At 65.0% G+C, this 20,321-nt stretch carries 22 protein-coding genes; 4 read left to right on the forward strand and 18 right to left on the reverse strand.

Annotated elements, in window-relative coordinates; genetic code table 11:
* Positions 1-139 precede the first annotated feature (139 nt).
* The 8 genes from AC1DV8_RS04615 to AC1DV8_RS04650 form a co-directional block, all read right to left on the reverse strand.
* Positions 140-982 (reverse strand): aldo/keto reductase, encoded by an 843-nt coding sequence (locus AC1DV8_RS04615; protein WP_477156642.1) that lies wholly within the window; start codon positions 980-982, stop codon positions 140-142.
* Between the two features lie 938 nt (positions 983-1,920).
* On the reverse strand, positions 1,921-2,907 hold the full coding sequence (corA, locus tag AC1DV8_RS04620; protein WP_477148879.1) for a magnesium/cobalt transporter CorA: 987 nt from the start codon (positions 2,905-2,907) through the stop codon (positions 1,921-1,923).
* Positions 2,908-3,101: 194 nt separating this feature from the next.
* Positions 3,102-3,596, reverse strand: coding sequence for a hypothetical protein (locus AC1DV8_RS04625; RefSeq protein ID WP_477156643.1), 495 nt, complete (start codon positions 3,594-3,596; stop codon positions 3,102-3,104).
* A gap of 126 nt (positions 3,597-3,722) precedes the next feature.
* On the reverse strand, positions 3,723-4,214 hold the full coding sequence (locus AC1DV8_RS04630; protein ID WP_477148881.1) for a YciE/YciF ferroxidase family protein: 492 nt from the start codon (positions 4,212-4,214) through the stop codon (positions 3,723-3,725).
* A gap of 103 nt (positions 4,215-4,317) precedes the next feature.
* Positions 4,318-5,211: a LysR family transcriptional regulator gene (locus tag AC1DV8_RS04635; protein WP_477148882.1), complete on the reverse strand. Its 894-nt coding sequence runs from the start codon at positions 5,209-5,211 to the stop codon at positions 4,318-4,320.
* 3 nt (positions 5,212-5,214) lie between these two features.
* A complete protein-coding gene (gene trxB, locus AC1DV8_RS04640) occupies positions 5,215-6,177 on the reverse strand; it encodes a thioredoxin-disulfide reductase (RefSeq protein ID WP_477148883.1) in 963 nt (320 codons plus the stop codon).
* Between the two features lie 143 nt (positions 6,178-6,320).
* Positions 6,321-6,794, reverse strand: coding sequence for a transcription elongation factor GreA (gene greA, locus AC1DV8_RS04645; protein ID WP_477148884.1), 474 nt, complete (start codon positions 6,792-6,794; stop codon positions 6,321-6,323).
* A 169-nt stretch (positions 6,795-6,963) separates the two neighbouring features.
* A complete protein-coding gene (locus tag AC1DV8_RS04650; protein WP_477156644.1) occupies positions 6,964-7,551 on the reverse strand; it encodes a TetR/AcrR family transcriptional regulator in 588 nt (195 codons plus the stop codon).
* Positions 7,552-7,620: 69 nt separating this feature from the next.
* On the opposite strand from AC1DV8_RS04650, the gene AC1DV8_RS04655 reads away from it, so the two are divergent.
* Positions 7,621-8,034 (forward strand): nuclear transport factor 2 family protein, encoded by a 414-nt coding sequence (locus tag AC1DV8_RS04655; RefSeq protein ID WP_477156645.1) that lies wholly within the window; start codon positions 7,621-7,623, stop codon positions 8,032-8,034.
* Between the two features lie 111 nt (positions 8,035-8,145).
* On the opposite strand, the gene AC1DV8_RS04660 is transcribed toward AC1DV8_RS04655, so the two are convergent.
* Positions 8,146-8,355 carry a cold-shock protein gene (locus AC1DV8_RS04660; RefSeq protein ID WP_055045318.1) on the reverse strand — a complete coding sequence of 70 codons (210 nt, stop codon included), beginning with the start codon at positions 8,353-8,355 and terminating at the stop codon, positions 8,146-8,148.
* 444 nt (positions 8,356-8,799) lie between these two features.
* Between AC1DV8_RS04660 and AC1DV8_RS04665 the strand changes: the two genes are divergently transcribed.
* Positions 8,800-9,717 (forward strand): class I SAM-dependent DNA methyltransferase, encoded by a 918-nt coding sequence (locus AC1DV8_RS04665; RefSeq protein WP_477156646.1) that lies wholly within the window; start codon positions 8,800-8,802, stop codon positions 9,715-9,717.
* Here AC1DV8_RS04665 and AC1DV8_RS04670 read toward each other — a convergent pair.
* From AC1DV8_RS04670 to AC1DV8_RS04700, 7 genes are all read right to left on the reverse strand, one after another.
* Entirely contained in the window at positions 9,714-10,502 is a 789-nt protein-coding gene (locus AC1DV8_RS04670) for a sulfite exporter TauE/SafE family protein (RefSeq protein WP_477148888.1), read from the reverse strand. The genes AC1DV8_RS04665 and AC1DV8_RS04670 overlap by 4 nt on opposite strands.
* Before the next feature lie 181 nt (positions 10,503-10,683).
* Complete coding sequence (locus AC1DV8_RS04675; RefSeq protein WP_477156647.1) at positions 10,684-11,478, reverse strand: phytanoyl-CoA dioxygenase family protein; 795 nt, start codon at positions 11,476-11,478, stop codon at positions 10,684-10,686.
* Positions 11,479-11,697: 219 nt separating this feature from the next.
* Positions 11,698-12,561 carry a DMT family transporter gene (locus AC1DV8_RS04680; protein ID WP_477156648.1) on the reverse strand — a complete coding sequence of 288 codons (864 nt, stop codon included), beginning with the start codon at positions 12,559-12,561 and terminating at the stop codon, positions 11,698-11,700.
* A 46-nt stretch (positions 12,562-12,607) separates the two neighbouring features.
* A complete protein-coding gene (locus tag AC1DV8_RS04685) occupies positions 12,608-13,405 on the reverse strand; it encodes a nucleotidyltransferase domain-containing protein (RefSeq protein WP_477156649.1) in 798 nt (265 codons plus the stop codon).
* 181 nt (positions 13,406-13,586) lie between these two features.
* On the reverse strand, positions 13,587-14,135 hold the full coding sequence (locus AC1DV8_RS04690; protein WP_477156650.1) for a hypothetical protein: 549 nt from the start codon (positions 14,133-14,135) through the stop codon (positions 13,587-13,589).
* Positions 14,136-14,310: 175 nt separating this feature from the next.
* Positions 14,311-17,634 carry a carbamoyl-phosphate synthase large subunit gene (carB, locus tag AC1DV8_RS04695; protein WP_477156651.1) on the reverse strand — a complete coding sequence of 1,108 codons (3,324 nt, stop codon included), beginning with the start codon at positions 17,632-17,634 and terminating at the stop codon, positions 14,311-14,313.
* A gap of 156 nt (positions 17,635-17,790) precedes the next feature.
* Positions 17,791-18,444, reverse strand: coding sequence for a DUF2161 domain-containing phosphodiesterase (locus AC1DV8_RS04700; RefSeq protein WP_477156758.1), 654 nt, complete (start codon positions 18,442-18,444; stop codon positions 17,791-17,793).
* 27 nt (positions 18,445-18,471) lie between these two features.
* Between AC1DV8_RS04700 and AC1DV8_RS04705 the strand changes: the two genes are divergently transcribed.
* Positions 18,472-18,615, forward strand: a complete 144-nt coding sequence (locus AC1DV8_RS04705) for a hypothetical protein (protein ID WP_477149071.1) — start codon at positions 18,472-18,474, stop codon at positions 18,613-18,615.
* A 128-nt stretch (positions 18,616-18,743) separates the two neighbouring features.
* Positions 18,744-19,022 (forward strand): DUF2277 domain-containing protein, encoded by a 279-nt coding sequence (locus AC1DV8_RS04710; protein ID WP_477156652.1) that lies wholly within the window; start codon positions 18,744-18,746, stop codon positions 19,020-19,022.
* Positions 19,023-19,036: 14 nt separating this feature from the next.
* On the opposite strand, the gene AC1DV8_RS04715 is transcribed toward AC1DV8_RS04710, so the two are convergent.
* Both AC1DV8_RS04715 and AC1DV8_RS04720 read right to left on the reverse strand, forming a co-directional pair.
* The gene (locus AC1DV8_RS04715) at positions 19,037-19,615 is read right to left on the reverse strand and encodes an NADPH-dependent FMN reductase (protein ID WP_477156653.1); all 579 of its coding nucleotides are present in this window, start codon (positions 19,613-19,615) and stop codon (positions 19,037-19,039) included.
* A 194-nt stretch (positions 19,616-19,809) separates the two neighbouring features.
* Positions 19,810-20,319, reverse strand: a complete 510-nt coding sequence (locus AC1DV8_RS04720; protein WP_477148896.1) for a hypothetical protein — start codon at positions 20,317-20,319, stop codon at positions 19,810-19,812.
* Between the last annotated feature and the right edge of the window lie 2 nt (positions 20,320-20,321).

Genomic DNA, 20,321 nt, shown 5'->3' on the forward strand with positions numbered 1-20,321 from the left:
AATGCCGGGCAAGGACTGCGTGGCGGGAGGCGCCGGGGTTCAGAGCCGCCCACTCCACTGGCTTCGCTGGTCGCCCCTCCCCCGCCACGCGGGGGAGGATCACCGCGAGGCCGGTGGTGGTTCCTCCCAAGAGCCCGACTTAGATCATATCCAGCGATTGCTTGCGGCGCGGCGGCGGGAAGGCGGCGTCGAGCGCGGCGCGATCGGCTTCGGTGAGCTTGATATCCAGCGCCTCGCGGTTCTCGACCACATGCGCCTGCTGGGTGGCTTTGGGAATGGCGATGACGCCATGCCGGGCGAGGACGAAGGCCAGCGCGATCTGGCCGGGGGTAGCGTCGTGGGCGCGGGCGATGCGCTGCAACTCCGGATGCCGCAACAGGCGGCCGTCGTTACCGAGCGGCGAGTAGGCCATGATCGGCATGCGGTGGGAGATGGACCAGGGGAGGAGGTCGAACTCGATACCGCGCGCGTCGAGGTGGTAGAGCACCTGGTTGGTGGCGCAGCGGTTGCCGCCGGGGACGCCGAAGACCTCCTCCATGTCGTCGACATCGAAATTGGAGACGCCCCATTCCCGGATGGCGCCGGCCTGTCTCAGTTCCTCGAAGGCGGCAACGGTTTCGGCGAGCGGGTGCCGGCCGCGCCAGTGGAGGAGATAGAGATCGAGGTGGTCGGTGCCGAGGCGCTTCAGGCTGCGCTCGCAGGCGGCAATGGTGCCAGTGCGGCTGGCGTTGGAAGGGAGCACCTTGCTGACGACCTGGACTTCGCCGCGGCGGCCCTTGATCGCCTCGGCGACGACCAGCTCGGCATCGCCATACATCTCGGCGGTATCGAGCAGTGTCATCCCCAGATCGATGCCGCGCTGCAGGGCGGCAACCTCGTCGGCGTATTTGCGCCGGTCCTCGCCCATGCGCCAGGTGCCCTGGCCGAGGATCGGCAGGCTGGTGCCCGAGGGCAGGTCGATGGTGGGGACTGGTGATGCCATTGGGATGTCTCGGATGGGCCGGATTTCATCCTAGACAATGCGCTGGATGAAAAAAGGCCCCGCTCGAGGGGATGAGCGGGGCCTTCAAAGGCCGGCTCGCCGAAGCGGGCGACCCATCAGAACGCAGCCAGGGAGGAGGAGCGGCTGCAATTCGTCGGAACAACTATCGGTCGGGGGCGGAGTCGGAACAATCGCCAAGTCGGAACGTCAGCCATGCACTGGGCGCGAGGCGATCGGGTGCGGCAGGCTGCCGCAGGTGGGCATAGATCAGCGCAAGCAAAAAAAGAGGCCCCATCCGAAGATGGGGCCCAATGAAAAGGACCGAAGTCCAAATCTAAAGTGGTGGCAAATGGACGAGGGAGGAGGATACGCCATTTGCCGATGGCCCCAAGTCGAGGGAGGAGGATACGACTTGAAACCGGTGTCGCAGAGCAGGACCGAGGGAGGAGGATACGGTGCGGCTCACATCGACACTCACAATATGCACTTTGACCGTTTGGTCCACAATGCAGAGCTTTACATGCCAGCTATGCAGTTTGCGCAGGTAAAGGTCAGCCATGCTGCCGTGACGTATGCGTCAACTACGGATAGCCCGCGCGAAACGGAATGCGGAAAAAACAAGGCCCCGCTCGAGGGGAGAGCGGGGCCGAGTAGCAGCCATTTCTGGCTACAGGGAGGAACAAACAACGAGCGCGAGGAGGAGGAGGGAGATGCGCTCAGCTGCTGTCGGGCGGGGATATATGGCGTGATTGCTGACCCATCAACCGAAGAGTGCTGAATGAGGGGCATGCGATTTTTGCATGGCTGTTAAGTCGATGAGTTTGCTCGTGTATTGCGGTTTCCGAGGTGCGCCACGGCGTCGCACGCGGATGTGAATGCGGCGCCAAGTGCTTGATTGTGACAGTTTTTTGTCAGTCTCGACGCGCGAATCTTGTGCGTCAGAGCCAGCCGCTGCGCTTGAAGAACAGGTAAGGCACCGCAGCGGAGAGGACCATGAGCCCCAGCGCGAACGGATAGCCCACGGCCCAGTGCAGCTCGGGCATGAACTCGAAGTTCATGCCGTAGATCGAGGCGACGAGGGTGGGCGGCAGGAACACCACGGCGGCGACCGAGAAGATCTTGATGATCTGGTTCTGCTCAAGATTGATCAGCCCGAGGGTGGCGTCGAGCAGGAAGGTGATCTTGTCGGAGAGGAAGGCGGCGTGGTCGCTGAGTGCCGCGGCGTCGCGCAGCAGCACCTTCAGATCCTGCTTCCGGTCGCGGGCGGCCTTCTGGTCTTCCGAGCCGCTCGACTGGTGGAAGCTGACGAGGCGGCTGATCGAGACGAGACTCTCGCGGGCGAGGGTGAGGACGTCGCCCTTCTTGCCGATGCGCTCGATCAGCGATTGCAGATCCCGGGTTTTGCGGGTGGGCTTGGTGGACTTGTTGCCGAACACCTCGCGCGAGATCTGGTCGATGCCGTCGCCGGTGTTCTCGAGCAGTTGCGCCAGGCGATCGATGAAGGATTCGAGCAGGCCGATCATCACGCGCTCGCCGCCGATCTCGCCGGTGGCGGGGCGGGAGACGAGGCGCTCGTAGAGGCGAAAGGGTTTTGGGTCGGCATAGCGCACGGTGACCAACTGGTCGTTGCGCAGCACGAAGGTGATGGGGGTCTTTACCGGTTGATCGGTTTCGCTGTCGATCAGGGCGGTGATGGTCATGAACTCGGCGCCGTCCTCGCTGTAGAGGCGGGCGGAGGGCTCGATGTCCTGCATTTCGCGGCGGGTCGGGATATCGATGCCGAGGCAGGACTCGACGAACTTGTCCTCTTCGCGCGTCGGATCGGTCAGGCTGTACCAGACGGCGCCGGCGAGCTGGGTGCCGGTGACGGGATCGAAATCGGTGGGAACGAGGCGGTCGCCTTCGCGGATATAGGCACGCAGCATAGCGGGGCTCCAAGAGATAGCCGCACCGGCGCGCCGGCCCGGGAGGAGCCTAGAGCGCCGGCAAGATCGAAGATCGACTTCGACTGTCGGGGTTCATTTTCAGTCCTTGATGAAGGTCCGGGTGCAAGCGCCCGGAACTGAGCCGCAATGCGCCTTTGGCGGTGGGGCGTCAAGGGGGAGGTACCCCGTGTCGATCAGTTCTCGAAGACGCTGACGAGGACGGTGCGAAGATCGCCTTCCGTGGCATAGGTCAGGTCGTCAATACGCCAGAGCGGCTCGGAGACCATCGGGAATGAGACCAGCCTCAGCTGCAGGTGATCGGTGAAGTTGGCGTCGGGGTATTCGGGGAAGCCATAGGCGATATCGACCGTGGCCTGATCTGCCTCCAGGGTGACTTTGCCGACCTTGCACTCGGCGGCATAGTCGGGGAAGGCCTGCCACGGGATGCCGTCGCCGAGCGGCGGCTTCTCGTCGGGGTGAGCTTTCTGGATGGCGTCGTTCTTGGCTTCGGCTTCGGCGATGGCGGCCTTCAGCTCGACGGTGAGGAGTCCCTCGACCGGCGCCATGTCGTTGCCGGTACGAGAGATGCAGAAGATCTCACCGATCTGCGTCGGTGTGATGGTGATCATCTGCGAGAATGACGGCGTGGCGACGAGGCAGAGCGCGGCAGCGGTGGCGAAGCGGTTCATGGTGGTCCCCAAGATTGGCCCGTTCTAGCCGAGGCCGCTGAATTGCCGATGAACGGGAAGGAGTTGGGACTTGCCGGGCCGCGCCGAGAATGGTGAGTGGGGCGCTGGGCCCCACTCGAGCTGTGGTCAGGCCGCCATGCGGTTGACGTTGCTTTCGGCGACCTGGGTGAGCTTCTTGTCGGTTGCGACTTCTTCCTTGAGGGTCGCATCGAGCAGGCTGACCGCCTCGTTGAGGCCGAGCTGCTGGGCCCAGGTCTTGAGGGTGCCGTAGCGGGCGATCTCATAGTGCTCGACGGCCTGCGCCGCAGAGACCAGGCCGGCGTCGAGGGCGGACGTGCCCTTGAACTCGTCCATGATGGACTTGCCTTCCTCGATGATGCCGAGGATGGCTTCGCAGGTCTTGCCGCGGGCCGGTTTGCCGATCAGTTCGAAGACCTGTTCCAGGCGTTCGACGTGGCCTTCGCTCTCCTCGAGGTGCTTTTCGAAGCCGGCCTTGAGGTCGGGGGCAGTGGCTGCCTTGGCCATCTTCGGGAGCGTCTTCACGATCTGTTTTTCGGCGTAGTAGATGTCCTTGAGGGTATCAAGGAACAGGTCGTCGAGGGTCTTTTCGGTAGCCATTTGCTTCCTCCGGAGGGGGTGTGCGACGCAGGATCGCGTTCGCGCACTCAACCAAGGTGGAGGCTGATGGTTCCGCCGGCTCAGACGATGCCGGCGATGTCCTCTAGAACGACCACTCCCGGGCCTTGCCGACAAGGAAATCGCGGAAGACGCCGACGCGCTTGGAGTTCTTCAGCGCGGGGGGGTAGACGAAGTAGGCTTCGTAGGCCGGCAGTTCGATGCCGGCGAGGACGCGCACCAGCGTGTTCTCGTTTTCGGTGACATAAGCCGGCAGCATGGCAATGCCGATGCCGGCGCGGGCCGCCTGCATCATGCCGTAGATGGCGTTGACCTTCATCGAGGCGCGGCGCGGCGACGAATCGGGGCGGCCGAGGCGCTCGAGATAGTTGATGTCGCCGAGGTAGGAGGGGACCGGCTCGCCGAAAGAAATGATGCGGTGGCGGTCGAGGTCTTCCACGGCCTGCGGCTCGCCGAACTCTTCGAGATAGCTCTGCGAGGCGTAGAAGTGGTTGTGCACGGTGAACAGCTTGCGCTGGATCATCTCGGACTGGTTCGGCCGGTGCAGGCGGATGGCGACGTCGGCCTCGCGCATGGCGAGATCGAGCTCGGCGTCGTTGAGCTTAATCTCGATCTGGATTTCCGGATAAAGGATCAGGAACTCGTGGATGCGCGACGACAGCCAGGTCGAGCCGATACCGACGGTCGTGGTGACGAGCAGGGGCCCGGTGGGGACCTCCTGGCTCTCGGACATCTGGGTTTCGACCTGCTGTAGTTCCCAGTGCATGCGGTGCGCAGTGCGGAACAACTGCTCGCCGACTTCGGTCAGCACGAGGCCGCGGGCGTGGCGGATGAAGAGCTTGAGGCCGAGATCTTCCTCGAGCGCCGAAATCTGCCGCGAGACGGCAGACTGGCTCATGTTGAGCTTTTCGGCGGCGTGGGTGAAAGACCCGGATTCAGCAGCGGTGTGGAAGATGCGGAGCTTGTCCCAATCCAGCATCGGCTATTCCGCCGCTTCTGCGAGCTCGAGCGATGCCAGATATTCTTCCGCGTCGAGGGCCGCCATGCAGCCCATGCCCGCAGCTGTCACAGCCTGCCGGTAGACGTCGTCGGTGACGTCGCCGGCGGCGAAGACGCCGCGGATGTTGGTGGCAGTGCTGCCGGGCTGAACCTCGAGGTAGCCGCCGGGCTTCATGTCGAGCTTGCCGGCGAAGATCGAGGTGGCCGGGGAGTGACCGATGGCGATGAACACGCCGTCGACGTTCTTCTCGGTCACGTGGCCGGTCTTGGTGTCGCGGATCTTCACGCCCTTGACCGAGCGGGGCATCTGGTCGCCATAGACCTCCTCGATCTCGGCGTTCCAGATCACTTCGACCTTGGGGTTCTTGAACAGCCGTTGCTGCAGGATGCGCTCGGCGCGGAACTCGCCGCGGCGATGCACGACCGTGACCTTGCTGGCGAAATTGGTGAGGAACAGCGCTTCCTCGACAGCGGTGTTGCCGCCGCCGACCACGATCACTTCCTTGCCGCGGTAGAAGAAGCCATCGCAGGTGGCGCAAGCGGAGACGCCAAAGCCCTGGAACTTCTCCTCGGACTCGAGGCCGAGCCAGCGGGCCTGGGCGCCGGTGGCGATGATGACCGAGTCGGCGGTGTAGCGCGTGCCGCCGTCGCCGATGAGGACGAAGGGGCGCTTGTCGAAATCGACCTCGACGATGATGTCGTTGATCATCTTCGTGCCGACATGCTCGGCCTGGGCCTTCATCTGGTCCATGAGCCAGGGGCCCTGGATGACGTCGGCGAAGCCGGGATAGTTCTCGACATCGGTGGTGATGGTGAGCTGACCGCCCGGCTGGATGCCGGCGATCATGACGGGCTCGAGCATGGCGCGCGCCGCATAGATGGCGGCCGTATAGCCGGCCGGACCCGATCCGATGATGACGACTTTGGCGTGCACCTTACGCTCCACTTACTCTGAGACTTAAGCCCTAGACCAAAATAGGAGGTTCGGCGCGCACCTTTCAAGGGCACTGCCATCGTCCTGGGAGGATGGAGCGCGCGGAACCACCGAAAAGTCACAGCTTAGGTGGCGGGCGGCAAGCCGAAATCGCGTCAGATGAACTTCACGTCGAGGATTTCATAGGTCTTGGCGCCGCCGGGGGCGGTGACTTCGACCGAATCGCCGGCTTCCTTGCCGATCATCGCCCGGGCGATGGGCGACGAGATCGAGATGCGACCCTTGGAGAGATCGGCCTCGGCGTCGCCGACGATCTGGTAGGACTTCTCGGCCTCGGTATCCTCGTCGACGAGCTTGACCGTGGCGCCGAACTTGATGGTCGAGCCGCTCAGCTTGGTGACGTCGATGATGTCGGCGAGCGCCAGCAACGACTCCAGTTCCTTGATACGGCCCTCGTTCAGGCTCTGCTGCTCCTTGGCGGCATGGTACTCGGCGTTTTCGCTGAGGTCGCCGTGGGCGCGCGCTTCCGAAATCGCGGCGATGATGCTCGGCCGGTCCTCGGCTGTGCGGCGACGATATTCCTCCGACAGGGTCTGGTGACCGCTGGGTGTCATCGGAATCTTGTCCATAGCCGTCTCCAACTCAAAGAAAGGCTCCCCTGCCAAAGTCATTCGGCGTCGTCAGCATGCTGACCTGAGGGGGAGCGTGTGCGTAAACTGCCTTCGGCGAAGGCTTCGGTCAAGCGGGGTGGTGTCCGCCCTGCGCGAGCGGTGCATATCGTTGCGGATTGGGCGCTGGTCAAGGGCTGATGCGGACGGCGGCCCAGGCCGCCTCGGCGAGAACGGCGGGGGCATCGGTCGGCTTGGCGTGCCCTGACTTGAGGCGCAGGAAATCATAGGCCGGGCCGAGCATGAGGGCATGTGCGATGGGCCAGGGTAGGTCGCGCACTGCGCCTTCCGCGACGAAGGCGGCATAGCGGGCCATTGCGGCATCCTGCCCGGCGGCCAGAACAGCGGCTACAGCCCCAAATGTCGGGTCGCTCGTTGCGAGTGTCCGGACTTCATCGAGAAAACGCGATGCGTCCGGATTTGCGAGGCCCCAGGCGACCAGTCCGGAGACCGAGGCCTTGATCGACTGCTCGGCCGTCGCGGCGGGATCGCGTGCTTTCGGAGATGCGCCGGACCAGCCGATGACGGCACGCTGGACCAGCGCGAGGGCGAGAGCGCCCTTGTTTTCGAAGAAGTGGTAGATGCTACCTGTGGTGGCGCCGCTCCGCTTGCGGATATCGGCAATGCTGGTCGCGGCGTAACCCTGCTCAAGGAAGCAGGCGAGGGCGGCATCGAGTATCTCGGTGCGGCGGTCGATGGGTTGCGCTGAACTGGCCATGCGGTTGCTATAGACGAAACTAGAACGATGTTCTAGAGGTGATTAGAACGATGTTCTAGGAGGTGTCGGATGAGCCTGGAAGCGGGCAACGTCGGGGTGGTGCGGGAGTACATTGCGGCCATCGAGCGGTTCGACGTGGAGGCGGTGGGGCGGCTGCTGGATCCGGACGTAGTGCAGATCGAGCGGCCCAATAAGCTCTACGCCAAAGGGCAGACTCGCGGTTACTCCGAGATGACCCGCGATCTGCCGCGCGGAGCGAAGGTGCTGCGGCAGCAGAGCTATCCGATCGGCGCGATCTTCGAGGCGGGCGACACGGTGACGGTGGAGACTCGGTGGGAGGGGATCCTGAATGTGCCGCTCGGGTCGCTGCAGCCGGGCGATGCCATGGTGGCGCATATCTGCATGGTCATCACATTGAAGGACGGGCGGATCATCCGCCAGGTCAACTACGACTGCTACGAGGATTTCTCAGGCGGGGTATGAACCTCCGCCGAAAACAGAAGGCGCAGCCCGGAGACTGCGCCTCTGCGATCTACGTCGACGCCTGGATCATGCAAAGAGCATCCGATCCTGGATGCCTGACGGCATCCGGGATCAGGACGCCTGGAGATTGTCGGCGGCGTTCTTGCCGGTACGCTTGTCCTTGACGATCTCGTACGTCACCTTCTGGCCTTCATCGAGGCCCGAAAGCCCCGAACGCTGGACAGCAGAGATATGCACGAACACATCAGCCCCACCCTCGTCGGGCTGAATGAAGCCGTAGCCCTTCTGGCCGTTGAACCATTTCACAGTGCCGGTAGCCATATATAAGTCCCTTTCGCAGTCTGCCGTGGCAGTTCCCACCCCAATGGAAACTCCGCCAATCGAATTCTTGGTATGACCTCAGCAGGCGCGTTTGAGACGCCAGGCACGAAGTGTCGGCCGCAATATTCGACCATTAACTTGTAGACCGAAATTTTCCGCCTATCAATACGGGCGGCAAAACGACTTTTGCCCGGCGCGCAGGTGGCGCAACGGGTTGAAATTCGATCTGACTAGCAGTCCTCGCGCCCAGGGAGTGGGACACTAAGGCGTAGAGATACCAGGCGACTCAGCCCGGAAGGCGGGGCCCAGCTCGCGCCGGATGCCCATAGCGCATTCTATGCCCTGCCAATGTGACAGCAAAGTGGAAATTCCGGCGCTTGCCCATCTTCCCCGCGGCAAGGCGACGCGCTAAACGCATGGCCGTCCCACCCGGTATCAAACAACTTGCGCGAAATACAGTATTCGTCCGGCGACCTGGTTGCCGATCGCCGTGCGAGCTATGCCGCGGCGCTCGCCGCCGACCGCGCTTTTGCTGAAGCCGCCGACCTCATGGCACAGGCGCTCGAGATGGTGCCGCAATGGGTGGCGGGCTGGAACCTGCTTGGCGGATATCGCGAGGCGGCAGGCGACATTGCCGGAGCAATGGTCGCGTGGACGCAGTTGCTGCAGCTCGATGCCAAGGGGCTGTTCGGGGCAGGGCTGAAGCTCGCGGCGCACGGAGCTGGGACGAGCGGGCCGGCTCCAGCTTATGTCGAGGCGCTGTTCGACGACTATGCGCCGCGCTTCGAAGAGTCGCTGGTGGCGAAGCTGGGGTACCGCATTCCGGAGGCGCTTGCGGCGGCGATCGGCGCCGTCTTGACGGCGCGCGGCGTTCCGAGCGTGGCGCGGGCGCTGGATCTCGGTTGCGGCACGGGGTTGATGGGAGCGCAGCTCAGGCCGTGGGTTGGGCGGCTGGAGGGCGTCGACCTGTCGGCCAAGATGCTGGCCGAGGCCCGGCGGAAGGGCGTCTACGACCGGCTGGAGAAGCTTGACCTGGTGACGTTCCTCGCCGCCGAGGAGGCGAGCGTCGGATTGATCGTCGCCGCCGATGTGTTCAACTATGTGGGGGCGCTGGACCCGGCGCTGGCAGCGGCCAGCCGGGCGTTGACGCCGGGTGGGCTGCTGGCCTTTTCGCTGGAGACCCATGGCGGCGAGGACGCTGTGCGGCTAGGTACATCGCTGCGGTTCCAGCATGGGGCGGAGCCGACGCTGGCGCTATGCCGGTCACTGGGGCTCGAGATCGCGATGGCCGAGGCGGTTACCATCCGCATGGACCGGGGCGCGCCGGTCGAGGGGCTAATCGTCGTGGCAGTTCGGCCCTAGGCCAGCAGCAGGCGAACGCCGACGACGCTGAGCACGGCGGCGAGCAGCAAGCGCACCACGCTTTCCGGGATTTTTGCGGCAAAGAAGCTGGCGATCAGGATGCCGGGGATCGAGCCGACCAGCAGCGAGATCAGCATGCCCCACTCGACATTGCCGATGGCCCAGTGGCCAAGGCCGGCCACGAGAGTGAGCGGCACGGCATGGGCGATGTCGCTGGCAACGATGCGGACGAGCGAGAGCCGCGGATAGAGCAGCATCAGCACGGTGACGCCGATGGCGCCGGCCCCGACCGACGAGATGGATACCAGCACGCCGAGCAGCGCGCCGAAGCCGATGGTGACGGCGGTTTGCAGACGCGGGGAGAGTTCGCGGTGGCGGCGGGCGAAGCCGAACAGGCGGTTGCGGAAGATCAGTGACAGCGCGGTCAGCACCAGCATCACGCCGAGCACGACGGCGAGGACGCGAGCGACGGCGGGATCGGAGCCGCCGAGCTGCGACAGCACGTAGAGCGTGATTGCGGCGGAGGTGACGCTACCGAGGGCGAGCTTGCCGACGATCAGCCAGTCGACATGGCGGTTGAAACCATGGACGGCGGTGCCGGCGGTCTTGGTGGCGGCTGCGAACAGCAGGTCGGTGCCGACGGCGGTAGCCGGGTGAACGTTGAAGAGCAGGATGAGCAGCGGGGTCATCAGGGAGCCGCCGCCGACGCCGGTGAACCCGACGATGAGCCCCACGAAGAAGCCCGACAGCGAATAGAGCGGATCAATGCCCCAGATCAAATGCACGCCCCCGCGCCAATGGTGGCGCAAACTAACGGGGCGTCACAGCGGCGACCACCGTTGTGGGGAGCAGGATTTGGCGTGACGACGGGCGCGGCGGCAAAATCCGACTAACAAATCGGGCGGCGGCGCATCGGTTTGGTTTGTCGAGTGCAGGGGCCGGCGKGGCGGCCGGCCCCTGCGATGGTCAGGCGATGGCCTGGCGGATGGCGCGTTCCACCGGGGAATAGTCGCCGTCGGCGCGGTCGAGGCTCAGTGGCTCGCGTGGCATCAGCGGGGGCTGGGCCATGAAACGCGGTACCGTGCCGTGGTGCGGCTGGGCGGCATGCACGAGGAACGGATGACAGAGGTAGACCGTGCCCGGACCTCCGGTGGCGAGTACCTCGGGAAGGTGTGCCGTCTCCGCGAAGCCGTTGGCGGCCAGCTCACGCAGCGACAGGCCCGCGTCGCCCGCCGGCGCGAGCKGGCGGGCGATGTCGAGATGCGAGCCGACGCGGATGCGGGTCGGGGCATCCTCTTCGCTGACTTCGGAGAAGAGGAACAGCATCAGCAGGGCCCGGCCCTTCGAGCTGACATTGGCGCGCCAGGCCATGAAGTCGGTCGGGTGTTCGTCCCAACCGAAGCTGACATCGATATGCCAGCCGGCATCGCCGGGATCGTCGGGCGAGGGGAAGCGGATCGGGAAGGTGCCGAGGCTGCCGCGCGGCAGCCAGCGCCCCGGACCTACCAACTGATCGAAGGCAGAGTGCAGCACGGGGGTGTTGGCCGCCTCGCGGAACGGTGCGGCTGGATTGTCGCCGAGGCGAATGACCGGCTGGGTCCAGGTGGCGGGGTTGTTCCGATCGAGGCCGGTGAGCATCCAGAGGATATCGCGGCCTTTTGCGGCTACGTCCTCGGGAAAGGCATGGTCGATGCGGACGAAGCCATCGGTGATGAAGGCGTCGATCTGCGCTGCGGTGAGCGCGGCAATGTTAGCAGGCATGGTTGTTTCCGAATTCGCATGGGCCAGCGGGACGAACAATGTGTCGCGACGGAGTCGACGAGCATTTGCTCGGGACGAGCTGGCAAGGCGCCCTGGGGCGCGGCGGTGTTGCCTTATGGCTCGCTTAGGCGAGGAGGAACACCGATGCGAAATTACGGATCATCATCATGATGCGCGGGAACATAGCGGACGGGGCGGCGAGGTCAACCCGTTGGTGGCTCAGGTTGCCGGCTTGGCCCGGCGCCTGCGATCGGCCGCGACGAGGGCGAGCGCGACGCCCCCGAGAATTCCGATGGAGGCGACGACGAGGCGGACGGTCAGCGGCTCTGCAATCAGCAGCACGCCGCCGGCGGCGGCAATGGCCGGGACGGTGAGCTGGACGATGGCCGCCTGGGTTCGGGCGAGGCTGGGGAGGACCGCGTACCAGATGGCATAGCCGAGGCCGGACGCCACTGCCCCCGAGGCGGCGGCATAGGCCGCTGCGGCAGGATCGACCGGGTGGAGCACCAGGCCGGCGATGATGATTGCCACGGCAACGGGGAGGCAGCGGATGAAGTTGCCGGCGGTATCGACGAGCGGCGCTTTGGAGGCGCGGCCGAGCAAGGTATAGGCGGCCCAGCAGAGGCCTGAGCCGATCATCAGCAGCGCGCCGAGCGGATGCGGGGCGACCAGGCCGGGGGAGACGAGGTAGGCGAAAGCGGCAAGGGCGACGGCGAGGCCGAGCCACTCGAGCGTGCCCGGCCGATCGCCCCGGTAGACTGCCCAGCCGAGGATGCCGATCTGCACGCTGGCGAAGAGGATCAGCGCGCCGGTGCCGGCGCCAAGCAGGATGTAGGCGATCGAGAAGGCAAAGGCGTAGCCGAAGAGGGCGGCGGCACCAGCCCAGCTGCCGCCGACAGTGAACGGCGCACCCGGTGTTCGGCGCAGCGCCAGCAATCCGCCCAGCACGACGGCGCCCGAGGCGAGGCGGATGCCGGTGTAGCTCAGCGGCTCGGCATTGGCGGTGGCGAAGGCCAAGCGGGCCAGCACCGAGTTGGCGGCGAAAGCCAGCATCGCAACAGCGGTGAGGACGGCAATCTTCACGGAGATGGTTCCGCGGGGCGGTGGCGCCACTATGCGCCTGTCGGGGTTACCAGTCGATGCTGCGGGTTGGGAGCGCCCATTGCAGGTTCTTGCGGGTGGCGGTTTCGAAGGCGTGGGGCCAGTCTACGCCCAAAGATGCACAGAGGGTTTTGGCGCGCGGGATGAAGGCGCGGGCGAGGGCGAGATTGGACTCGATGGCGGACTCGACGGTGAGCTGGGGCAGGGGCACTGCGGCAAGCACCGCCATGCGGGTGGGATCGAGGACGCGGCTCAGATGCAGCATGCCGCCAGGGATGCGCGGGTTGGCCTCGATGGTCAAGAGGTCGGTGAGGAAGCGGCGGAGGAAGGTGTTGCCGACGGTCATCAACTCGACCTCGCCGCGGCCGAGCGCCACCGGGGTCAGGCCGAGGATGCGGATGAACTCGCCGACCATCCAGCCGAGACGGCCGGGGTTGCGTGCCGGGACAGGTGTTTCGGGGCGGAGCGTGGCGTAGAGGTCGGCAGGATCGACGAGCGGTTTCAGGCTGTCCTGCGCGGTGTGATCGAGGTGATCGCGATTGGCGATGTGGAGGTCGACGCGCAGCCAGTTGTCGGTGACGGCGTTGAGCACCAGCGCGTGCGGCAGGCGGTTGTAGTGGACGATGGGGGCGATGGCTTCGAGCGTCGCGCGCCAATCGGTGGCAAGGGCTTCGTGGTCTGTGGGGTCGGCTATGGCGAGGAGGTCGACGTCGCTGAACTGGTCGGCGGTTCCGGTGCCAAAGCTGCCGGAGAGGAACAGGGCCTTTATGCGCGGATCGGGCCCGAGTGCTTCGACGACCCGTGCGATGACGGTTTGCTGGTCCATATTTCCGCTCCCTCTAGTTTTCTCCAGTAGTGGCGGCATCGGGCTGGGTGGTCCAGCAGACTTCCGTTTATCTTGTCAGTACTTCAGTCCGCCAATATACCTGAAGATCCGCGATGCGGCTGGATGTCGGCAACGCCGGTCGATTTTGCGCCCGGAAGGAACAGCTTCGCAGCAGGGGTCGCTATAGCGGCATGTCCGCGGCGAGCCGTTCGTCGATCTCGATGATCCGGCTGCAAAGGTCATCCACGCCGGCGACGTTGCCGTCGAGCTTGAGCACGTCGCCGTCGGCAAAGGCAATCAGGACATGACCGGTCCAGCGCCGCTCCATCCCCACCACCTGCGAAAGGTTCTTGGTGATGCGCGTGCCATCCGGCGCGGCATAGTCGAGGCTGGTGCCGCGCCAGCGAACATCGGCGCGCACGATGGCGCGGACCTGCGCGACTGCGATCAGTACGCACAGGGCGAACACCAGCATGAGAAGCGTCAGGATCTGCATCTGGGAGGCCGCATCGGCCCGCGCCGAGCCGACGAAGAGCCGGACGTAGAGCATCAGGCAGACGAAGCCGGTACCCACCATGATGCCGATCCAGTGCACGCCGCTTGGGCGGAGACTGCGCCAGCCCTGGCGCTCGGGCAGCGGGCGAAACAGGGCGCGTACCAGCAGCCCGCTCGCCAGCGCGCCGGCCAGTCCCGCGACGAACGGGGCCAAGAGATCGATCCACCACTGCATGAGGGGCGGTTTTATTGGATCGAGACTGACAGTTTGCTAACGCCGTAGTGCAGATTGCGGGCAAGCCGAACGATGCGGTTCTCGCCTTTGATCCCATGACGGGAATGGGGACGATCCTGGCGCCCCCATTCTATTCGCCTGTTCACTGCGCGGTTCACCCCGGAGAGTAGCCGGATCAGGCCGCGAAGTAATCCTGCAGAGGCCGTACGGTCAGGTTGCCCTCACGGTAGGCGATGATGCCCTCCACCGCCGCGACAGCGCCGGGGATCGTCGTGTAGTAGGGGATCTTGCCCATCAGCGCGGTGCGGCGGATGTCGCGGCTGTCGGAGATCGACTTGGCGCCATCCGTGGTGTTGATCACCAGTTGCACGCCGCCGTTCTTCATCGAGTCGACGACGTGCGGGCGGCCTTCGAGCACCTTGTTGACCTTGGTGGCGGGGATCCCGTTCTCCACCAGGTACTTGTGGGTGCCGGAGGTGGCGACGAGCTTGAAGCCGGCGTGCTCGAGGTGACGGCAGAAGTCGAGGATCAGCGGCTTGTCGTCGTCGCGGACGGAGACGAACACCGTGCCCTCGCGCGGTACCTTAGAGCCGGCGCCGAGCTGCGACTTGGCGAAGGCCATCGGGTAGTTGTAGTCGAGGCCGATGACTTCGCCGGTCGACTTCATCTCGGGGCCGAGCACGGTGTCGACGCCGGGGAAGCGGTTGAACGGGAAAACGGCTTCCTTGACCGCGACATGGTCGAGCTTCCTCTCAACGAGGTTGAAGCTCGCGAGGCTCTCGCCGGCCATGATGCGCGAGGCGATCTTGGCGATCGGCTGGCCGATGACCTTGGCGACGAAGGGCACGGTACGCGAGGCGCGCGGGTTCACCTCGAGGATGTGGATGACGCCGTCCTTCAGCGCGTATTGGACGTTCATCAGGCCACCAACCTTGAGGCTGAGCGCGAGCTCGGTGGTCTGGCGCTTCAATTCGGCGATGATTTCGTCCGAAAGGTGCTGCGGCGGGAGCGAGCAGGCGCTGTCGCCGGAGTGAATGCCGGCTTCCTCGATGTGCTCCATGATGCCGCAGACGAACACGTCCTGGCCGTCCGAGAGGCAATCGACGTCGATCTCGATGGCGCGGCTGAGGTAGCCGTCGAACAGCAGCGGGTTGTCGGATAGGACCGAGTTGATCTGGCCGGTCTTGTCGTTGGGGTAGCGGATCAGGATATCGGGCGGCACGAGGCCGGTGAGGGTATCCTGCACGTAGCGCTCGAATTCGCTGGGCGAGTGGACGATCGCCATGGCGCGGCCGCCCAGCACGTAGGACGGGCGGATCACTAGCGGGTAACCGAGGCGCTCGGCGACGAGGCGGGCCTGCTCGAGCGAGTAAGCGATGCCGTTCTTGGGCTGGGTCAGCTCGAGGCGGCTGATCAGTTTCGAGAACAGGTCGCGATCCTCGGCGAGGTCGATCGAGGACGGCTGGGTACCGAGGATCGGCACGCCGGCCTTTTCGACCGCATCAGCGAGGTTCAGCGGGGTCTGGCCGCCGAACTGCACGATGACGCCGTGCAGCGTGCCGTTCTGCTTTTCGGTCTCGAGGATCTCGATGACGTCTTCCTCGGTCAGCGGCTCGAAATAGAGGCGATCGGACGTGTCGTAGTCGGTCGAGACGGTTTCCGGGTTGCAATTGACCATGATGGTCTCGTAGCCAGCGTCAGCCAACGCGAAGGCCGCGTGGCAGCAGCAATAGTCGAACTCGATGCCCTGGCCGATGCGGTTGGGGCCGCCACCGAGGATGACGACCTTCTTCCTATCGGAGGGGCGCGCCTCGTCCTCGGGAGCGCCGTTGAACGGCGCCTCGTAGGTCGAATACATATAGGCGGTGGGCGACGCGAATTCGGCCGCTGAGGTATCGATGCGCTTGTAGACCGGGCGGACGCCGAGCGACTTGCGGAGCGCGCGCACGTCCTTGGCCTGCTTGCCGGCGAGATCAGCGAGGCGGCGATCGGAGAAGCCCATGGCCTTGAGGCCGCGGAGCGCGCCGGCGGTGTCGGGCAGGCCCAGTTCACGGACCTTCTTTTCGGTCTCGATCAGGCCGTGGATCTGCTCGAGGAACCACGGGTCGATCTTGGATGCATCGTGGATGTCTTCGAGGCTGTAGCCCAGTCGCATGGCCTCGGCGACGTGCAGGAGGCGCTCCGGCGTCGGAGTGGAGATGGCGGCAAAGACCGCGTTCTCGTTGTCGTCCTCGGGGGCGCCGGAGGCGAAGCCGGGAATGCCGATCTCGTTGAGCCCGGTGAGGCCGGTTTCGAGCGAGCGCAAGGCCTTCTGCAGCGATTCCTGGAAGGTGCGGCCGATCGCCATGGCTTCGCCGACCGACTTCATCGAGGTCGTGAGGCGCTTGTCGGCGCCGGGGAACTTCTCGAAAGCGAAACGCGGGATCTTGGTGACGACGTAGTCGATCGTCGGCTCGAACGATGCCGGAGTGGCGCCGCCGGTGATGTCGTTCTCGAGTTCGTCGAGGGTGTAGCCGACGGCGAGGCGGGCGGCGACCTTGGCGATCGGGAAGCCGGTGGCCTTCGACGCGAGCGCCGAGGAGCGCGAGACGCGCGGGTTCATCTCGATGACGATCATCCGGCCATCGGCCGGGTTGATGGCGAACTGGACGTTCGAACCACCGGTCTCGACGCCGATCTCGCGGAGCACCGCGATCGAGGCGTCGCGCATGATCTGGTATTCCTTGTCGGTCAGCGTCAGGGCCGGCGCGACGGTGATGGAATCGCCGGTGTGGACGCCCATCGGATCGACGTTCTCGATCGAGCAGATGATGATGCAGTTGTCGTTCCGGTCGCGGACGACTTCCATCTCGTACTCTTTCCAGCCGAGCACGGATTCTTCGATCAGCACTTCGTCGGTCGGCGAGGCGTCGACGCCGGTCTCGACGATGGCGAGGTATTCCTCCTTGTTATAGGCGATGCCGCCGCCGGTGCCGCCGAGGGTGAAGCTGGGGCGGATGATGCAGGGCAGACCAATAACCTCGAGCGCCTGCAGCGCCTCGATGGTGTTATGGGCGAGCATGGAGCGCGGGGTTTCTAGCCCGATCTTCTTCATGGCGTCGCGGAACAGCTCGCGGTCCTCGGCCTTGTCGATGGCCTCGGCGTCGGCGCCGATCATCTCGACGTTGAACTTGTCGAGGATGCCCATCTTCTTGAGGCTGAGTGCGCAGTTCAGCGCCGTCTGGCCGCCCATGGTGGGGAGCAGGGCGTCCGGACGCTCCTTCTCGATGATCTTGGCGACGACTTCCGGGGTGATCGGCTCGACATAGGTGGCGTCGGCGAGATCCGGATCGGTCATGATCGTCGCCGGGTTCGAGTTCACCAGGATGATCCGGTACCCCTCGTCCTTCAGCGCCTTGCACGCCTGGGTGCCGGAGTAATCGAACTCGCAGGCCTGCCCGATGATGATCGGCCCCGCACCGATGATGAGGATCGATTTGATGTCGGTGCGTTTTGGCATCTGGGGCTCGTATGTTCGGGCGCGCGGAAAGACGCGCGGTGGCGCGGGCTTGGGCGGCAGACTCTGTGGGCTAAGCGGGTCCTGTAACCGAAGCAGGTGGGGAAGGGAACCCCCGGCGCGAATGAAGCCGGTGCAAGTTGTCGCGGAGTGCGGGCCCTATGCGTCGAGCGGCCAGCGCTGCAGCGCTTGCTGTCCGGCATCGGTCAGTCCGTAGAGGCCGCGATCGATGCGGTCGAACCAGCCGTAGACATTGTGGAGCAGGATCTTGGCGGCGATCGGCGTTGTGGCCTTGAGGTCGCGGGGGCGGAGCGGGCCCTGCTGGAGCGCGGCCGCGCAGGCGAGAGCCTGCTGGCGGTACGCCGTCATGATGGGTTGGCCGGTGCTGCCGCCGGCGGTTGGATCGCCCTTCCGGCGCCGATGCTCCTCGACCAGCCGGATGCGCTTGCGGGTGTTTTTCTTCGGCATCGGTGCGATGGGGCTGACGATGATCTCGACGTGGTCGCTGGCGCTGACGCCGAGCATGCCGAGGCCGAGCCGGCGGCACAGATCGCGGAAGCGGCGGTCGCGCTCGCGGCCCTTCCCGGTCGCCGAGGTGCGCGCGGCGATCCAGACCTCGTCGCTTTGGGCCTGCCGGTCGACGGCCTGCAGCACCAGCTCGAGATTGAAGCTCTGCTTGAGCTCGCAGATCACGACCAGCGGCGGCTCGCCCTCGAGGAGGCCAACGAGATCGCAGCCACCGACCTCGCCCTTGACGGAGTAGCCTGCAGCTTCAAGGAAGCTCTTCACGGGTGGATAGAGGGTGGTTTCCAGAGCGGGTCCGATCGGCGTGATTCTCGGGTGGATGTTACCTCATCAGCGGGCGTCGATCGCGTCACGTACGGCTGCAAGCGTGATGCCGAGGTCGTCGAGGCGGTGGGCGTCCAGCTCGAGCAGGTCGAGCGGTGGATCGACATCGAGGCTGCAGAAGTTCCGGGGACGTGAGGTCGCAACGGAGGGCGAAACTTGTCAGTGCTGAACCAGATACTTAAGTGACCAGGCGAGGCAAAGCCTTGTCCGGGCTCGCCTGAGGTGCGAGTTTTCGATCTGTCAGAGCATCCGGAGATCATGCCATGTGCCGCAACATCCGCCCCCTGTTCAACTTCGAGCCGCCGGCGACACGCAACGAGGTGCATGATGCGTCGCTGCAGTTCGTGCGCAAGATCTCGGGCTACACGCACCCATCGAAGGCCAATGAGGCCGCCTTCAACGATGCCGTCGACGACATCGAGAGGGTAATCAAGCGCCTGCTGAAGGAACTCGAAACCGACGCGCCGAAGCGGGACCGAGAGGTGCTGGCGGCAAGGGCCAAGGAGCGGGCGAAGCTGCGCTACGCCCGGGTCGAGGCCTAGGAACCGGTCAGACGCTACTGCAAAGCAGGGCGCGGGATCGCGGTATATACGCGCTCGATAAAGCCGTAGAACTCCACCATGTAGTTGCGCAGGAACTCGGCGGTGCCTTCGTTGGTGACGTCGCCGTCGTCGGTGATGAGGCCCGGCTTGAACTGGATATAGGCCTCGATCGAGTTCATCAGCGGCGAGTTGCAGAAGGCCATGACGCTGCGGAGGTTCTGCTGCGCTACGGCGGTGCCGATGGCGCCCGGTGACGTGCCGATGATGGCCGTGGGTTTTCGCGCGAAGGAGTTCTGTCCCCATGGGCGGCTCGCCCAGTCGATGGCGTTCTTCAACCCGCCAGGAATCGAGCGATTGTACTCGGGGGTGACGAACAGCACCGCCTCCGCCGCGGCCAGGGCTGACTTGAAGGCACGGGCGACCGGCGGAAAATCGGCGTCGTAGTCGTAACTGTAGAGCGGCAGGTCGGCGAAGCCGATCTCGGTCATCTTCATCTCGGCCGGCGCAAGGCGGACCAGCGCCTTGGCCAGTTTGCGATTGATGGAGGCCTTGGCCAGACTGCCGACGAAATACCCAACCTTCACGTCACTCATTGGCTCCTCCTGGGTTCAGGAGGAGGAACAACGCGCGGCTGCTTACGCCGTTGCGAGAAGACGCTGTCGGGCTAGCGTCGCCAGAAGACCGCGCAGCGGCCGTTTTGCGCGGGCCACGAGAAGGATCGTCCGTTGCGGTTAGCGGATGCTTGCCGCGATGCCGGCGCTTTGCGCAGATCGACAGTCCTGACGGATCAGCCCTTCTTGAAGCTGATGGCCGAGGCGGTCGTTTGGCCCTTCTTGTCGACCAGCGTGAAGGCCAGCTTGATGCTGCTGCCGCTCAGCGTCATCACCGAGGAAGCAGTGCCGTAGCTGGTCTTGATGCCGGCGGAGGCGAAGACGATGGTGCTGCCGACCTTCTTGCCGACGGTCGTGGTCGAGGCGCCCTGGGCTGACGACGAGGCCTCGTAGCGCTTCTTGGCGTCGTTGTAGACCATGGTGCCGCGGAAGCTGGCAGCGCCGGAGCCGCCGAACGAGCAGCGGCCAGAATAGGTGAGCTTGCCGGCGGTCGACGCCTTGAAGGTCAGCCGACAGACAACGGTGCCGGGATCGGGGCCTACGACCTTGCCGGTGCCGCGCCAGTTGCCGTCATATTTGGCAAGCAGCGCGCTCTCGGCCGGGCCGGCGACGGCGGGCATCGCCACGGGAAGGGCGAGGACGGTTGCTAGAGCCAGGACCTTGAGGCTCGACGGCAAGCGCAACATGG

The organism is Devosia sp. P3_B2, from assembly GCF_056402875.1.

Bases quoted from the DNA above. Each gene is read 5' to 3' on its own strand.
- AC1DV8_RS04650 (WP_477156644.1), bottom strand. From the start codon at position 7,551: ATGGCCAGTTCAGCGCAACCCATCGACCGCCGCACCGAGATACTCGAT.
- AC1DV8_RS04685 (WP_477156649.1), bottom strand. From the start codon at position 13,405: ATGGACCAGCAAACCGTCATCGCACGGGTCGTCGAAGCACTCGGGCCC.
- AC1DV8_RS04635 (WP_477148882.1), bottom strand. From the start codon at position 5,211: ATGCTGGATTGGGACAAGCTCCGCATCTTCCACACCGCTGCTGAATCC.
- AC1DV8_RS04625 (WP_477156643.1), bottom strand. From the start codon at position 3,596: ATGAACCGCTTCGCCACCGCTGCCGCGCTCTGCCTCGTCGCCACGCCG.
- AC1DV8_RS04690 (WP_477156650.1), bottom strand. From the start codon at position 14,135: ATGCAGTGGTGGATCGATCTCTTGGCCCCGTTCGTCGCGGGACTGGCC.
- AC1DV8_RS04715 (WP_477156653.1), bottom strand. From the start codon at position 19,615: ATGAGTGACGTGAAGGTTGGGTATTTCGTCGGCAGTCTGGCCAAGGCC.
- corA (WP_477148879.1), bottom strand. From the start codon at position 2,907: ATGCTGCGTGCCTATATCCGCGAAGGCGACCGCCTCGTTCCCACCGAT.
- greA (WP_477148884.1), bottom strand. From the start codon at position 6,794: ATGGACAAGATTCCGATGACACCCAGCGGTCACCAGACCCTGTCGGAG.
- carB (WP_477156651.1), bottom strand. From the start codon at position 17,634: ATGCCAAAACGCACCGACATCAAATCGATCCTCATCATCGGTGCGGGG.
- AC1DV8_RS04720 (WP_477148896.1), bottom strand. From the start codon at position 20,319: ATGTTGCGCTTGCCGTCGAGCCTCAAGGTCCTGGCTCTAGCAACCGTC.
- AC1DV8_RS04660 (WP_055045318.1), bottom strand. From the start codon at position 8,355: ATGGCTACCGGCACTGTGAAATGGTTCAACGGCCAGAAGGGCTACGGC.
- AC1DV8_RS04655 (WP_477156645.1), top strand. From the start codon at position 7,621: ATGAGCCTGGAAGCGGGCAACGTCGGGGTGGTGCGGGAGTACATTGCG.
- AC1DV8_RS04615 (WP_477156642.1), bottom strand. From the start codon at position 982: ATGGCATCACCAGTCCCCACCATCGACCTGCCCTCGGGCACCAGCCTG.
- AC1DV8_RS04630 (WP_477148881.1), bottom strand. From the start codon at position 4,214: ATGGCTACCGAAAAGACCCTCGACGACCTGTTCCTTGATACCCTCAAG.
- AC1DV8_RS04710 (WP_477156652.1), top strand. From the start codon at position 18,744: ATGTGCCGCAACATCCGCCCCCTGTTCAACTTCGAGCCGCCGGCGACA.